Below are 15,469 nucleotides of genomic sequence, written 5' to 3' on the forward strand. Positions count from 1 at the left end.
AGGTCAGATGCGGTAGGACCGCGCGACGCCTTCCATCTGGCCCGCGACTTCCTGCAGCCGCTTCGCCGCGCCGGTGGTGGACCTCAGGCTCGCCTGCGTCTCCGCCATCATCGAGGACAGGTCCGTCACCGCGCTGAAGATCTGCGCGATGCCCGCGTTCTGCTGGTTCACCGCGCCGGCGATCTGCCGCGCCGCCGCGGCGTTGTCCTGGACGATGGTGGCCAGCTCCTTCAGGTGATCGCCGCTGGTGCGCACCTGCTCCAGGCCCTCCGCGACGCTGGAGTGGCTCTGCTCGGTCATCTTCGCCGTGGAGATGATGGCGTGGCCCAGGTCTCCCAGGATGTCGCGCACCTTCTCCGTGGCCTGGATGGACTGGTCCGCCAGGTTGCGGATCTCCCGCGCCACCACGCTGAAGCCCTTGCCGTGCTCGCCGGAGCGCACCGCTTCGATGGCCGCGTTGAGCGCGAGCATGTTGGACTGGTCCGCCAGGTCCTTCACCGTCTGGGTGATGCCGCCAATCTGCTGCGTGCGCTCGTTGAGCTGCACGATGCGCATGGCCATCTCTCCGGACTGTTCATGCAGGCCCTGGAAGCCCCCCAGGCTGTCGCGGATGGCGACCTCGCCCGCGCGGCCCACCTCCTCCGCGCGCGCCGCCACGCCCAGCACCGTCTCCGCCTTCTCCGCGGCCAGGAGCGACGTCTGCTTGATCTCCTGCGCCGTCACCTGCGTCTCCTGGAGCGCCGCGGCCTGCCGGGCCACGTTGCGCTCCTGGACCTCGGAGGCCAGGTTGAGCTCCGCCACGGTTTCGCTGAGCACGCGCGTGCCCTGCTGGAGGCTGGTGGCCGTCTCGTGCAGGTTCTTCATCATCTGCCCGAAGGCCTGCGTCAGCTCCCCCACCTCGTCCCGCCCCGCCTTCACCTCCATCACCTGCGTGAGGTCGCCTTCCTTCACGACGCGGCGGACCACCTCGCTCAGCGCGCGCAGGGGCCGGGTGATGCCGCGCGCCATCACCCACGAGCCCAGGCCCACCGCCGCCACGAAGAGGGCCGCGAGTCCCAGCACCAGCCGGCGCGTCTGGTTGAGGGGCGCGTAGGCCTCCTCCGGGTCCACCTGGGCGATGAACTTCCAGCCGTCCCCCACGTCGCGCACGTCCAGGCCATCCACCGCCACCACGGACACGCGGCCCGCGTCGTCGCGCGCGCCCTTGCCGGAGTTGAACAGCGTCCGGCCGTCCGCGCCCCGCACCTCCAGGGAGAAGCTGCGGTGTCCGCGCTGCTGGGCCCGGGCGAGCGCGGGCTTCACCAGCTCCTTCACCTGGCCCCAGTCGAACGCGGCGAGCAGCACGCCCAGGCGCTGGCCCTGCTCGTCCATCACCGGCACCGCCAGGGGCAGCACGTGCACGCTGAAGATGGGGTCCTCCGCCTCCACGCCTTCCGCCGTGGTGCGGCCGGTCTGGGCCTCGCGGAACCACGCGGCCTGGCGCACCGCCTCCGCGCCCTTCGCGTACGCGTCGCGCAGCGCGGGCGCGCTCGCGGAGACCACCCCGCCCGAGTCGTTGAAGAGCACGATGCCGTTGAGGGTGAGGTAGCGCCGCTGGAGCAGCGCCAGCATCGCGTCGCTCGCGGCCGCGTCCTTCGTGCGCAGCGCGCCCCGGAGCACCGGGTCCTCCGCCCAGCTGTGCGCGCTCGACTCGCGCTCCGCCAGGGTGGACTCCAGCAGGTCCTTGAAGCCCTCCGCCTCCATGCGCAGCGAGGACTCGATCTGCGCCTCCGTCTGCTGGCGCATCAACGCGTCCTGCAACCCGGTGAGCGTCAGGAGCGGCACGCACGACACCAGGGTCATGTACAGCAGCAGCCGCCCACGCAGTGTCAGGGAGCTCAAGGAGGATGGAGACATGGCACGCCAGCGCGAAGAAGGTACCCAGGTCTATACCAGACCCGGGCCCCGAACCCCTCGCCCGGCCGCCTGCCTAGAGCAGCGGGACGCGGTCGGGCAGGTCCCTCGCTGGCAGGTTCGAGTAGTCCGCGTCCAGGTCCAGCCGCACCCGCTGCCTCACGCGCGTGCTGAGCCGCCCCCGCAGCATGCCCAGGAACGCCGGTGGCGCCGCGATGACCAGCTGGTCGAACGCGTGCGAGTCCACGCCCCGGTCCAGGTGCCCGGACAGCTCCCGGGCGAAGCGCTCGTGCTCCAGCTCCCTCCGGCCGTTGGGGTCGTTCTCCGGCACCGGGCCGTGCAGCGTGCCCGCGTTGGGGTTGTCCGCCTGATTGAAGAGATCGACGGGCTTGGTCCGGCTCTCGTCATGCTGGAACTGCTCGATGAGGTCCCACTTCTCCGCCTTCGCATCCGTGGCGAAGAGCCGGGCGCGACTCGCGTTGGCCACCAGGATCCAGAGCCTCTTGTCCGCCATCTTCACGCCTCCTTGTTCTTGAGGGATGCGGAGCCCCCCGGTCCTCGGCAAGCTTCCCCCACCGAGTCATCTCCCCGCCGCGCGGAGGCCAGGCAGCCCGGCCGCCGCTCGATGTGCGCCGGGAACACTCCGCTCGTCCCCGAGGGCGTGACGACCTCCGCCCACGTTGACCAACCGCATCCGAGCAGCGACCATCCTGGGCCGGGGAGAGGACGGGAGTGCGCTGTATGGAGACGTATTTCAATGTCCGTGGAGCCGGGGTGCGCGGTTGTCGCATACGCCACCTGTCCACGCGGCGCGGGGCGGGTGAATCGTCACGTGCCGAAAGTTCTACCCACTCGCGCACGATAGATGCCCTCCCTTGGGTTGCAGGGGCGCCTCGCCATGGAGACCTGATTTCTCCATGGTCACCGACGATCTCCTCGCGCACACAGTCCTGTCCGAATCCGGAGGCGCCGTGACCGACGGGGGCGGGACCCCGGCCGTGATGACGCCGCCCGGGCTGGAGGTCCAGGAGGGCGCGGTGCTGGGGAACTACCAGCTCGAGCGGCTGCTGGGCGAAGGCTCCATGGGGCGGGTGTTCCAGGCGCGGCACGTGCGGCTGGGCCGGCAGGTGGCGCTCAAGGTGCTGCGGCCGGAGCACGCGCGGGACAGCTCGTTCGTGCAGCGCTTCTTCCAGGAGGCGCGCACCGTCAATCAGATCAACCACGAGCACATCGTGGAGATCTTCGACTTCGTGGACGCGTCCCCTGACGGATACGTCTACTGCGTGATGGAGCTCTTGCGCGGGCAGAGCCTGGCCGCGCTCTTGAAGGAGGAGGGGCTGACGCTCGCGCGGGTGCAGCGCATGGGCGTGCAGGTGTGCGCGGCGCTGGGCGCGGCCCATCAGGTGGGCGTGGTGCACCGGGACATCAAGCCGGACAACCTCTTCATCAGCCAGCGCTCCGGACAGCAGGACTTCGTGAAGGTGCTGGACTTCGGCGTCGCCAAGCTCATCACCACGCAGACGGGCGTGAACCTCACCGGCACGCTGGATGGCACCATCGTCGGCACGCCCGCGTACATGGCGCCGGAGCAGGCCGCGGGGCTGCCGGTGGACGCCCGCGCGGACATCTACGCGGTGGGCAACATCCTCTACGAGATGCTCTCCGGCCACCCGCCCTTCCAGGCCGCGGCGTTCGGGCAGCTGGTGGTGCAGATCATCACCCAGCCTCCGCCGCCCCTGCCCTCGCACCTGCCGTCGGGCGAGCCGCTCCCGGAGGAGCTGGCGGCGCTGGTGATGCGCTGCCTGGCGAAGGAGCCGGAGGCTCGGCCGCAGCAGCTGGCGGAGGTCACCACGTCGCTCCTGCTGATGCCCACCCAGCCCCGGGAGGCGCCGCGCACGGAGGTCCTGGAGGAGGCGGAGCGGCCCACCCTGCGCATGCGGGTGCCCGGCGTCTTGCGCGACCGGCGGCTCCAGGTGGTGGTGGGGCTGACGGCGCTCGCGCTGGTGTCCGGCATCACCACGTGGACGGGCCTGCATTCGATGCGCGCGCCCGAGCCCGCGCCCGAGCCCAAGGCGCTGCCGGCGTCCGTCGCGGTGGCTCCGGCCCCGGCCGTCGCGCCACGGATGGGCGCGGTCGACGCGCCGCGGATGGGCGCGGCCGACGCGGTGACGCTGACGGTGCACTCGTCTCCACCGGGCGCGAAGGTGGTCCGCGTGGATACGGGCGAGGAGCTGGGCGTCACGCCGCTGATGAAGGCGCTGAGCCGGCAGGAGGTGCCGCCGCGATTGCGCGTGGAGTTGGCCGGCTACGCGCCGTTGGAGCGTCCGGTGGAGCTGAAGCAGGATGCCTTCGTTGCGGAGCTGACCGTGCCGCTCGTGAAGGCGAGCCCGGGACCGCGCCGTGCGCCGACCCGTGGCACGGGCCGCAAGGGCGGAAGTCGGGGTGCGGTCAATGATCCGTTCGCGTCGCAGTGAGCGCGAGGGGCGCCGTGTGAATGGCCACGGCCCTGGGGACACGACGCTCGGCACCGTGGTGCGGTAGGGGCGCGCCGGCTGGGCCGCCGCCAGCGTGAGGCGTCTGGCGGCGAGCGACCGTCAGCGCTGTGGCGGTGGCGTTCCAGCCTGGGCCAGCACCTGCGCGGCGATGCGAGCGATGCGGGCGTTGAACGACGCGGCATCGTGGAAGGTGAGGCGCACGTCGCCCACCTTCAGCTCGTCGCCTGTCCTCAGGACGCGGGGCTGTTCGGCCTCCAGCACCTCCCCGTTCACCGTCACCGGCCGCGACTGCGCCAGCCGCTCCACCTTCCAGCCGCCGTCCGGGGTGGGGTGCAGGGCGAACTGCTCGCGGGAGACCGTCGCGTCGTTGACGACGAAGGTGTTCTGCGACGCGCGCCCCAGCTTGAGGGGGCCGCGATCCGCCACCCCCATCAGCTCGAAGCACAGCGCGTCGCCCGCGGGCAGGCAGTCGCGCAGGTCCATCATCGGCAGCCGGGTGGCCGCCACGTTCTGCTCCTCGGGGACGTTCCACGCGCCCGCTTCCCACACCAACCACGGGTGCGGATACTTGGCGTTGAACTTCTCCTGGAGTGCCATGTGCTGCCGGATGAGCAGCGAGAGCAACAGAGCTCGCATGGCCTTGTCATAACCCCATCCGCCGTCCCCGTGTCGCCCTGAAGGCCACCCGGGTGTCCACGAGTGGTCGAAAGGCCAGGCGCCGTGCCTACAAGCGGGCGATGACTGCCCTCGCCATCCGCTCCGGTGCGCCCGCGTCGAGCGTCAGGAAGAGGCAGGGCTCCGTCACCTCCACCTCCTGCAGCCGGGGCTTCCCCGCGTTGTCCGTGGCCATGTCCACGCGCGCGTACAACAGCCGCCTTCCCCCCGACGCCTCCATCACGGCGTGCGCGATCTCCCGCTCCTCCGCGTTGTCCGGAGTGAAGCCCGTCGGCTCCGCGAACCCTCGCGGCGCGGATGCGAGCGTGGGCGGGCGGCGCACCGCGTGGCTGAAGTCACCGTTGAAGAAGATGTAGGAGCGCTCGCCCTCGGTTTCGAAGGCGGTGAGGTAGGGCTGCACCATCACATCCCCTTCCTTCGCCAGCTCCGCCACCTTCGCGCTGGCGTCGTGCCACTGCTCGCGCCGGAAGATGAAGACCTTGAGGCCACCGGCGGCCACCGCGGGCTTGAGCACCACCGCGTCCCAGCCGCGCTCCCGCGCCACCGCCGCCACGTCCAGCGTGCCCCCAGGCGCCACCCAGACGGTGGGCGTCAGGGGCAGCCCTCGCGCCTCCAGCGTCTTCAGGTAGCCCTTGTGCGTGTTCCAGGTCAGCACCTCCGCCGGGTTGAAGAGCCGCGTGACCGCGCCCACGCGGTCCGCCCACGCGATGAACTCCTCCCGGCGCAGGTGGCTGTCCCAGGCGTTGCGCACCACCGCCGCGCCAAAGCGGCTCCAGTCCACGGACGGGTCGTCCCAGATGACCGGCTGCGCGTTCATGCCCAGCGCCCGCAGCGCGGGCACCAGCGGCGCGTCCAGTGGATACAGCTGCGGCATCCCTGCGTAGGTGACGATGGCGATGTCCAAGCGAAGGCTCCAGGCGGAGGAAGAACGCCTCGCGTTCTAGCGCGCCCCGCCGCTCCGCGCAGCGCCCACGCTCGTCAGGCCGAGCGCACCGCTGGCACGTTGCGGACGACCGTCTCGTCGGTCTCCTGCAAGAGCTGCCGCGCCAGCTCCTTCGCCTCGCGCGCCACGCGCCCCAGCTCCGCCTGTCCATGCGGGAAGGGGGCCGCGGGACCCTCCAGCGCCAGCAACTGCTGGCGCAGCGCCGCGCCGTTGGGCGTGCGCCGCTGCGGGTCCTTCTGAAGGAGCGACATGACGATCATGTCCAGGGCCAGCGGCACCGCGGGGTTGAGCCGCGAGGGCGGGACGACCTCCTGGTCCACCGCCGCGCGCAGCAGCATCTCCTCCGAGTCGCCGCTCAGCGTGCGCCGCCCCGTGAGGGCCTCGTGCAGCGTGAGCCCCAACGCGAAGAGGTCCGCGCGACCGTCGATGTCCTGGCCCATGGCCTGCTCGGGCGCCATGTAGCCCAGCTTCCCGCGCACGCTGCCGGCCACGGTGAGGTGGGCGCGGGCCGCGTCGCGCGCGATGCCGAAGTCCGACAGCTTCACCTCGCCAATGCGCGACACCAGGATGTTGGGCGGGTTGAGGTCCCGGTGGACCAGCCGCAGCGGCTCTCCGTCCGCGCTCGTGCGACGGTGAAGGTAGTCCAGCGCGGACGCCAGCTCCGCGGCCAGGAACGTCGCGGCGGACAGGGGCAGCGGCTTGCGTCCCTGCGGCTTGAGCACGCCGCTGAGCGGCAGGCCATCCACGTACTCCATCGCCAGGAAGTAGGTGCCACCGTGACGGCCCAGGTCGAACACCTGGACGATGTTGGGGTGGTACAGCGACGAGCACAGCTCCGCCTCGCGGCGGAACAGGGTCACGAAGGCCGCGTCATCCGCGAACGACGGCAGGATGCGCTTCAAGGCGACCTGCTTCTCGAAGCCGCCCTCCGGCGAGTACGTGGCCCGGTACACCTCCGCCATGCCGCCCGCGCCCAGCCGCTCGTGCAGCACGTACTTGCCCATCACCTCCTGCTCGCGCAGCGCCGCGAGCGCGCTCCGCGTGCGCTCCAGGAAGTGCCGCGCCAGCGTCGCCGTCAGCGCCCCGGTGGCCACGAAGAAGAACGCGCGCACGCAGATGAACAGCGGCGCCAGCGTGATGAGCGGCTGCTCCGGCAGCAGCGGCCGCACGAAGCCGAAGTAGAGCGCCAGGTACTCCGCCGCCACCAGCGCGCCCGCCGCCAGCCCCAGCCGCGGGTTGCTGCGCAGGCCCGCCAGCGTCACCAGCGTGCCCCAGATGACCAGCGTGGGCGCCGTGAGGGCGTAGACGGGGCCCTGGTAGCGCAGGTCGAACGTGAGCACCACCGCGGGGATGCTCACCTCGATGAAGACGTTGAGCCACGGGATGGCTGGGTGGAACGCGCCCGAGCGCAGCACCCACCACATGCACGCGTAGTAGCCCGCCAGCACCGCCGCGAGGCCCATCAGCGCCAACGTCAGATCCCAGCCCATCGACGGGCCCAGCGCCGCCGCCACCACCACGCAGAGGCCGGACAGCAGGCTCATGAAGCGCGCCACCGACAGCTCTCGCGCCTGGGCGTCGCGGCGCAGGTGCGTGTCCAGGAAGCGCGACACGGCGCTGGATGGATTCCGGGTAATCATGTTCCCCCCTACTCTAGAACGTGGGCGGCCGCGTCATCCGCTGGCTCCCCCACACGTTGGGTGTGCTCCTACCACACCTTCCGGCACACGGGAGGCCTTTGGGGCTCCACGGAGTGGACTTCACGGGTCAGGTATCGCTGAAATGTTGCACCCCTGTGCCATCCCGCATGCGAGGCACGGTGGGCTTTCACGTCGCTCCGACTCTTCCTTCACGGCTCTGCCTTCGGGCAGGAGGCTTCATGCGCAGCTCACCCCGTTTATTGCTGGCCGCCCTAGGCGCGGTCCTTCTCTTGGCCAATGCCTGTGGTTCCAGCGAACCCGAAGTTCCCAACAAGGTGGTCTGCGGGGACGGGAAGAAGGAGGGCAGCGAGCAATGTGACGATGGCAACACCATCAACGGCGACGGCTGCGAGTCGAACTGCACCATCACGCCCACGACGCCGGGTGGGAAGTGCGGCGACGGCGTCAAGGACGCCAACGAGGCCTGTGACGACGGCAACACGGTGAGCGGCGACGGGTGCGAGGCGGACTGTACCGTCACGCCCACGCAGAATACCCAGTGTTGGTCCACGCCTCCCGCGCCGCTCGCGGACGGCGCCACCTGCGCCGTCACCAAGGTGGGTACGGCGGGCAAGCTCTTCACCGGCGTGGTGCTCAAGGACGGTGAGACGCTGACGGGCGGCCAGGTGCTGGTGAACGCCCAGGGCGTCATCACCTGCGCCGCGTGCGACTGTTCGCAGGCGGCCGGCGCCGCGGAGGCGACCGCGGTGCTGTGCCCCACGGGCGTCATCTCCCCGGGCCTCATCAACCCGCACGACCACATCACCTACCCGGGCTCTCCGCTGGCGAGCACCAGCACGGAGCGCTACGAGCACCGCCACGAGTGGCGCACGGGCGCCAACAGCCACACGCGCCTGAGCAACGGCTCCAATACCAAGGCGGATGCGATCCGCTGGTCGGAGCTGCGCCAGGTGATGTCGGGCACCACGTCCATCGCGGGCGCGGGCGGTCAGCTGGGCTTCCTGCGCAACCTGGACGTGTCCACCGTCGCGCAGCAGGAGGGGCTGGCTGGGGGGTACGCGGACTCGGACACCTTCCCGCTGGGTGACAGCAGCGGCACCCTGTTGACGGAGGGGTGCTCCTACAGCGGCTTCCCGTCGTCGGTGACGCTCACGTCGCGCGTGTCCGCGTACCTGCCGCACATCGCGGAGGGCATCGCGACCACGGCGCTCAACGAGTTCCGCTGCCTGTCCACGGGCTCCGGCAACGTGCTGTTCCCGCGCTCGGCCATCATCCACGGCGTGGGCCTCACCGCCCGGGAGATCTCGGAGATGGCGGCCCACGGCACCGGGCTCATCTGGTCGCCGCGCTCCAACATCTCGCTGTACGGCGACACGGCCATGGTGACGGCGTTCAAGCGGGTGGGCGTGAACATCGCCCTGGGCACGGACTGGATCCGCTCCGGCTCCATGAACCTCCTGCGCGAGCTGCGCTGCGCGGACCACCTCAACGCCACGCGCTACGCCAACACCTTCACCGACGAGGACCTGTGGCGCATGGTGACGTCCAACGCGGCGGACGCGGTGGACTTCTACGCGCGCGTGGGCCGCATCGCGCCGAACAAGGTGGCGGACCTGGCCATCTACCGGCTGGGGACCCACGCCGCCTCGCCGTTCCGCGCGGTCATCGCCGCGGAGCCGCAGGACGTGGTGCTGACGATGCGCGGCGGCAAGCCGCTCTACGGTGACCAGGCGCTGGTGGACGGCCTCAAGGGCACGGACGTCTGTGACGCGCTGGCGGTGTGCGGCACCCAGAAGGCCGCGTGCGTGAAGTCGGAGATCGGCAAGACGCTGGCGGAGTTCCAGGGCTCCACGGACACCCAGGGCCTCTACCCGCTGTTCGCGTGCGGTACGCCCACGAACGAGCCCACGTGCGAGCCCGCGCGCAACGCGGTGAACACGAGCTTCCCGGCCGCCGCCGTCAACGGCTCCACCGTCTATTCGGGCGTGGCGAGCGCGCAGGACGCGGACGCGGACGGCATCCCGGACTCCGTCGACAACTGCCCCACCATCTTCAACCCCGTGCGTCCCATGGACAACGGGCGGCAGCTGGACACGGACGGCGACGGCGTGGGCGACGCGTGCGACCCGTGCCCCCTGGAGGCGGGGACCACCTCGTGCGTGGCCTTCCGCGGCGATGACGACGACCACGACGGCGTGCCCACGTGGCGCGACAACTGCCCGTTCGTGGCCAACGCGGACCAGAAGGACACCGACGGCGACGGCAAGGGCGACGTGTGCGACGGCTGCCCGACGGACGCGAACGCGTGCTCGGTCGCGGACCCGACCGACTTCGACTACGACGGCGTGCTCACCCCCCTGGACAACTGCCCGCTGGTGGCCAACCCGGACCAGAAGGACACGGACGGCGACGGCGTGGGTGACGCGTGCGACGCGTGCCCCGCGGCCAGCCCCGCCGGTGGCGTGTGCAACACCACCGTCTACGACGTGAAGGCGACGCCGTCCTTCGGCAACACGTCGCTCATCGGCACCAAGGTGGCCGTGGACGACGTGGTGGTGACCGCCGTGGACGCGAAGGCGGACCGTGGCTACTGGGTGCAGGTGGCCAACTACCCGGCGGGCAAGGGGGCGGAGAACTCCGGCCTCTTCATCTACTCGCTCAAGTCCGCGGTGTCGGTGGGTGACAACATCCGCGTCGAAGGCACGCTGAAGGACTACTTCGGCCTGCTGGAGGTCACGGACGGCACGGTGACGAAGCACAGCGGTGGCAACGCGCCGCCCGCCCCGGTGGTGGTGCGCACGGAGGCCATCCGCACCGGCGGCCCCAAGGCGAAGGCCCTGGAGGGCGCGCTGGTGGAGGTGCGCGACGTCTTCAACACGCGGCTGGAGAACAGCAACCGCGAGTTCATCGTCGACGAGAACAAGTCCGGCAACCCGGCGTCCTCGGGCCTGATGGTGGATGACCAGGCCTACAGCTACCCCACGCAGGTGCTGGGCACCGAGTACACCGCGCTGCGCGGCGTGCTGACGTTCAACTTCAGCGCCCACAAGCTGGTGCCCCGGAGCGCGGCGGACATGGTCGTTCCGCTGCCGCCCGTGCCGGCGCTGACGGCGTTCACGTCCGGCGGCTTCGTGCGCGTGGGCGGCACCCAGGCCCTCCCGCAGCCCGCCACGGTGACGATGGCTTCCGCCTACCCGGTGGATGTCACCGTGAACATCACGTCCAGCGCCCCGACGGCGCTGGTCGCGGCGAACGGGCAGGTGGTGATTCCCGCTGGCCAGACGAGCGCGGCCGTGACGCTGAGCGCGCTGGCGCAGGCGTCCGCGGTGGAGCTCACCGCGACGCTGGGCACGTCCTCCCAGAGGACCACGCTGCGCGTGCTGGGCACGAACGAGGCGGCGTCCCCCACGGGCCTCACGCCCCAGACGGTGGCCGTGGCCCCGGGCGGCACGGCGCGCTTCACCGTGACGTTCGACCGGCCCGTGCCGGCGGGCACGACGCTGGCCCCGGTGGCGACGCCGTCGGGCTTTGGCGCCTTCACGCTCCAGCCGGTGGTCACGGACGCGCTCACGGCCACCTTCGACCTCACCGTGGATGAGGCCAGCACCGGCTCTGGCACGGTGACGGTGGCCGGCCTGAGCGCCACCGTGAACGTCGCCACGGACGTGCCCCGGCTGGTGGGGCTCACCCCGTCCACCGCGACGGTGAACGCGGGCGCGCAGCAGGCGTACACCGTGACGCTGGACGCCGCTCCGTCGGCCCCGGTGCAGGTGCTGCTGGCGCTGGCCCCGGACGCGGCGAGCACGCCCTTCGGCGCGCTGTCGGCCACGACGGTGACGGTGGCCGCGGGTGCCACGACCGCGACGGTGACGTTCACCGCCGCGGCGGATGGAGAGGGGACGGGCACGGTGTCCGCCTCGCTCAACGGCATCACCCGCACGGCGTCGCTGACCGTGCTGCCGCCGCCCGCGAAGCTCGCCAGCGTCACGCCGGGCACGGTGACGGTGACGACGGGCAAGGAGCAGGTGTTCACCGTGACGCTGGACCGCAAGGCCTCGGTGGGCGGCGCGGCCGTGTCGGTGGCGTTCGCTCCCGCGGCGCAGGGTTCGCTGTCGGCCTCGACGGTGACGGTGCCGGAGGGTCAGACGACCGCCACGGTGACCTTCACCGCCTCGCAGGCGACGGGCAGCGGGCAGCTCACCGCGACCTACGCGGGCGTGACGAAGCAGGCGACCGTCACGGTCGCCTTGCCGCAGGGTCACGTGGTCATCAGTGAGATCGCCGGCCAGGGTCTGACGGTGAACGCGGACGACTTCATCGAGCTGTACAACCCGACCGAGGGCGACGTCGACATCACGGGCTGGAAGCTGCTCTACCGCACCGCGAGCACCACCAGCTCCACGGTGAACTTCTCGGTGCTGGCCACGCTGCCGAACGCGACCATCAAGGCGCACGGCTACTACCTGGTCGCGGGCAGCAGCTACTCCACGACGACGGTGCCCGCGGACTACACCTGGGGCGGCACGGACATCTCCGGCTCCACGGGCAACGTCCGCCTGGGCACGGCGGACGTGACGCTGGACCCCGTGGTCATGACCGGCGTGGTCGACACGGTGGGGTACGGCACGGGCCGCACCGTGGTGGAAGGGGCCGCGGCTCCGGCGCCCCCTGGCAAGGGCGGCAGCGTGGAGCGCAAGGCGCGGGCCTCCTCCACCGTCGCGAGCATGCTCCCGGGCGGCGCGGATGAGTTCGCGGGCAACGGCCAGGACTCGGACAACAACGCGGCGGACTTCCTGCCGCGCACCGAGCGCCAGCCGCAGAACTCGCAGAGCCCCCTGGAGATGCCGTAGCGCGAAGCGCGGCGCACCCCGCTTCCCCTCCCGGGGGAGCGGGGGTGTTCCACCGCTGAAATGAAAAACGCCCGGTCCCACCGCTTCAGGGGGGCCGGGCGTCTTCTTTGGGCGGGTGCCGCGCCGGTCGCTAGCCCAGCGGTCCTCGCACGTGCAAGCCGCCGGAGAGGATTTGATCCAACGACGCCATCAGCGGGTCGTAGTTCACGATGGCGCGGAACAGGTTGTGGTGCAGCAGGATGCCCAGGTAGCCGCCCATCATCGTGTGGGCCATGTGCAGCGGATCCACCTCCGCGCGGAACTCCTGCCGCTTCTGGCCGTAGCGGATCATCCCCGCCAGCACCTGCACGTAGACGGCGATCTTCTCTCGCAGCGTCTCCGCCACCCGGTCGTTGGAGTCCGCGGACTCCGCGGACAGCATCCCGAAGAAGATGCCGTACTCGCGGTGGTAGCGCAGGAACTGCGACGTGCGCGAGACGACGAACACCAGCTGCTCCCGGCCGGACAGGTGGCGGCGCTCGGCGAGCAGCGGCGCGAACTCCGCCAGGTAGCGCTGGTGCAACTCGTCGATGGCCGCCAGCAGCAGGTCCTCCTTGGTGGGAAAGTGCCAGTACAGCGCGCCAGGCGTCATCCGGATGGCCTTCGCCAGGTCCGACATCGTCGTCGACAGGTAGCCCCGCCGGGCGAACAGCGTGATGGCCGCCTCCAGGATCTCGACTCGGGTCCGAGCGGCCCGCTCCTGCTTGATTTCGCGCTTCGCTGGTTCCTTGCCCATTTCCGGGTAAATCTACACCTCACGCCAGAAGCGTCACCTTAACGATTTCGGACGGTGCGGCGACGCGCAGAGGCGGGCCCCAGAAGCCCGTGCCGCGGCTGACGTAGAGGTGGCGGTCGCCCTCCTGGAAGAGGCCGGCGGCGTGCTTCCAGATGGCGGAGACGGCGAGCGTGAAGGGGAAGAACTGCCCGCCGTGGGTGTGTCCGGACAGCTGCAACCCCATGCCCGCCTTGGCCGCGACATCCCAGTTGGAGGGCTGGTGCGCGAGCAGCACCGCGGCGCGGTCCGGCGCGCGTCCGGCGAGCGCGGCGTCCAGGTTGTAGCCCTGGGGGCCGTGGCGCATGGACCAGTCGTCCACGCCCACCAGGTCGAACGCGCCGCCCGCGTCACCAATGGACACGCGGCGGTTGCGCAGCACGCTGATGCCCAGGCCGGTGAGCGCGTCCGACCAGGCGCTCGCGTTCCAGTAGTACTCGTGATTGCCGGTGATGAAGTGCGTGCCCGCGCGCGCCTGGAGGTTCTGGAGCGCCGCGACGGAGTGGCGCAGGTCGCTCACCGTGCCGTCCACCAGGTCGCCGGTGATGGCGACGAGGTCTGGCTTGAGCGCGTTGCAGCGCGACACCAGCTCGTCCATGAAGCGGCGCTGGATGATGGGGCCCACGTGGATGTCGCTCAGGTGGACGAGGGTGAAGCCATCCAGCGCCTTGGGCAGGCCGGGCAGCCGCACCGCGATCTCGTTGACCACCGGCGGATGGAAGGCGCTCCACATGCCGTAGCCCGTCAGCCCGCCAGCCGCGAGCACCGCGCCGCCCGCGGTGGCCCGCGCGAGGAACCGCCGTCGCTCCTCATCCACGGGAGGCGCGGCGGGGGGCGGCACGGTGACGGACAGGTCGGCCAGGGACGGCGTCGCCGAAGGGGCGGTCGCGAGGGAGGCGGGGACGCCGCGCTGGCCCCGGGTGCGCGCGACGAGCCAGCGCGCGCCGCCCACCGCCGCCAGCGCGAGCAGCAGGTACACGGCCACGCCCATCCACGTCCACGCGAACACCGCGACGATGAACGCGGAGGGCGCCACGCGCGTCACCACCCAGGACAGCAGCAGCGGCAGGCACAGCGCCGCCAGCAGCACCCGGCCCCCCCGCCGCCACGCGGGGTGCGTGGACGTGTCACGGAAGAGCCGCCGGTAGAGGTAGATGTGGACGGCGACCGCCGCGACGCTGACCAGGAGGATGAACAGGATGATGCGCAACGGGCTTTCCACCATGGGGCCCATCCTGGCGCGCACGCGTCCCGGCGCAACCCGCGCGCGCGTGAAGAAGCGTGAAGCTGTGGCGGGCGGGCGAGGGGGACCCGGTTATTTCCGGGCGTCACCCAGCGCGGCGCCAATCTGCTGCCACTCCTGGGCGTAGGTGCCACGGGAGAAGGCGCGCAGGTCGTCGCCCGTCACCGTGCCGCGCGTGAGCGCCGTGTCGAGCGCTCGCACGATGGCGGCCTTGTGCGGCTGCTCCACGTAGGGGTTGTCCTCGCGGAACACCTCGCCGAAGAGCGTCTCCAGGCGGCCGTCCTGCTTCAGCCGCTCCACGATGCGGTTCTGCGACGCGGGCGCGTCCGAGTGCGCGTGCAGCATGGCGGACGCGATGCCGCTCTGCGCGTCCGCGTCCGGGAACTCCTCCAGCAGGCCCAGCTCCATGTCGGCCTGGGCGATGGACTCCGCGTCCGCCGCGGAGGGCTGCGCCTTCACCGCCGGCGTCTGTGTCGGCGTGGGGCGCGAGGAGGCGGGCCGCGCGGGCTCGAAGTCGCTGCGACCCTGGAACGAGCGCACCGTGGCGTTGGCGGGCTGGCGGCCCTGGGAGGCAGCCGGCTTGCCGTCGCGCGTGGCGTCGCTCCGCTCGGAGCGCTCGAACTCCGAGCGCTTCGCGGGAACGGACGGGCGGTTGCCACCATCGACGCGGGACATGACGGGACTCCAGGGCGGGGGAAGGCCCGGCGCGGTGCTCGCGCCAGGTGTGCGCACCTACATCCGTTATCGCGCCGGCCTTCCCTCGGGTTGCGTGGCCTGCCCGTCCACAACCCCCGCCCGGCTGCCCGCTTGCCGCCTCGGAGGCCCCTCCCAATCCCGGATCATTTCGCTTTGGTTGCTTTCCTCAACGGCCAACCCCTTGTTTTCATGGGACTTCCGT

Annotated in this window: 10 protein-coding genes; 2 read left to right on the forward strand and 8 right to left on the reverse strand. The window is 71.2% G+C overall.

Annotated features, from left to right (window positions below; all coding sequences use genetic code 11):
• Nucleotides 1-3: 3 nt before the first annotated feature.
• Both FOF48_RS32580 and FOF48_RS32585 read right to left on the reverse strand, forming a co-directional pair.
• Nucleotides 4-1,896, reverse strand: coding sequence for a methyl-accepting chemotaxis protein (locus tag FOF48_RS32580; RefSeq protein ID WP_143908216.1), 1,893 nt, complete (start codon nt 1,894-1,896; stop codon nt 4-6).
• Between the two features lie 73 nt (nt 1,897-1,969).
• Nucleotides 1,970-2,407 (reverse strand): host attachment protein, encoded by a 438-nt coding sequence (locus FOF48_RS32585; protein ID WP_143908218.1) that lies wholly within the window; start codon nt 2,405-2,407, stop codon nt 1,970-1,972.
• A gap of 403 nt (nt 2,408-2,810) precedes the next feature.
• Between FOF48_RS32585 and FOF48_RS32590 the strand changes: the two genes are divergently transcribed.
• A complete protein-coding gene (locus FOF48_RS32590; protein ID WP_143908220.1) occupies nt 2,811-4,367 on the forward strand; it encodes a serine/threonine-protein kinase in 1,557 nt (518 codons plus the stop codon).
• Nucleotides 4,368-4,487: 120 nt separating this feature from the next.
• Here FOF48_RS32590 and FOF48_RS32595 read toward each other — a convergent pair whose 3' ends face one another.
• The 3 genes from FOF48_RS32595 to FOF48_RS32605 form a co-directional block, all read right to left on the reverse strand.
• On the reverse strand, nt 4,488-5,024 hold the full coding sequence (locus FOF48_RS32595) for an FHA domain-containing protein (RefSeq protein ID WP_143908222.1): 537 nt from the start codon (nt 5,022-5,024) through the stop codon (nt 4,488-4,490).
• 88 nt (nt 5,025-5,112) lie between these two features.
• A complete protein-coding gene (locus tag FOF48_RS32600; protein WP_143908224.1) occupies nt 5,113-5,967 on the reverse strand; it encodes a RimK family alpha-L-glutamate ligase in 855 nt (284 codons plus the stop codon).
• 74 nt (nt 5,968-6,041) lie between these two features.
• Entirely contained in the window at nt 6,042-7,646 is a 1,605-nt protein-coding gene (locus tag FOF48_RS32605) for a serine/threonine-protein kinase (RefSeq protein WP_143908226.1), read from the reverse strand.
• A gap of 239 nt (nt 7,647-7,885) precedes the next feature.
• On the opposite strand from FOF48_RS32605, the gene FOF48_RS32610 reads away from it, so the two are divergent.
• A complete protein-coding gene (locus tag FOF48_RS32610; protein WP_143908228.1) occupies nt 7,886-12,517 on the forward strand; it encodes a thrombospondin type 3 repeat-containing protein in 4,632 nt (1,543 codons plus the stop codon).
• Between the two features lie 130 nt (nt 12,518-12,647).
• On the opposite strand, the gene FOF48_RS32615 is transcribed toward FOF48_RS32610, so the two are convergent.
• The 3 genes from FOF48_RS32615 to FOF48_RS32625 form a co-directional block, all read right to left on the reverse strand.
• Nucleotides 12,648-13,292 carry a TetR/AcrR family transcriptional regulator gene (locus tag FOF48_RS32615; protein ID WP_143908230.1) on the reverse strand — a complete coding sequence of 215 codons (645 nt, stop codon included), beginning with the start codon at nt 13,290-13,292 and terminating at the stop codon, nt 12,648-12,650.
• Between the two features lie 19 nt (nt 13,293-13,311).
• Nucleotides 13,312-14,553, reverse strand: coding sequence for a metallophosphoesterase (locus tag FOF48_RS32620; RefSeq protein WP_143908232.1), 1,242 nt, complete (start codon nt 14,551-14,553; stop codon nt 13,312-13,314).
• 90 nt (nt 14,554-14,643) lie between these two features.
• Nucleotides 14,644-15,246 (reverse strand): hypothetical protein, encoded by a 603-nt coding sequence (locus FOF48_RS32625; RefSeq protein ID WP_186002163.1) that lies wholly within the window; start codon nt 15,244-15,246, stop codon nt 14,644-14,646.
• Between the last annotated feature and the right edge of the window lie 223 nt (nt 15,247-15,469).

The organism is Corallococcus sp. Z5C101001 (genome assembly GCF_007352635.1).
Taxonomy (GTDB): domain Bacteria; phylum Myxococcota; class Myxococcia; order Myxococcales; family Myxococcaceae; genus Corallococcus; species Corallococcus silvisoli.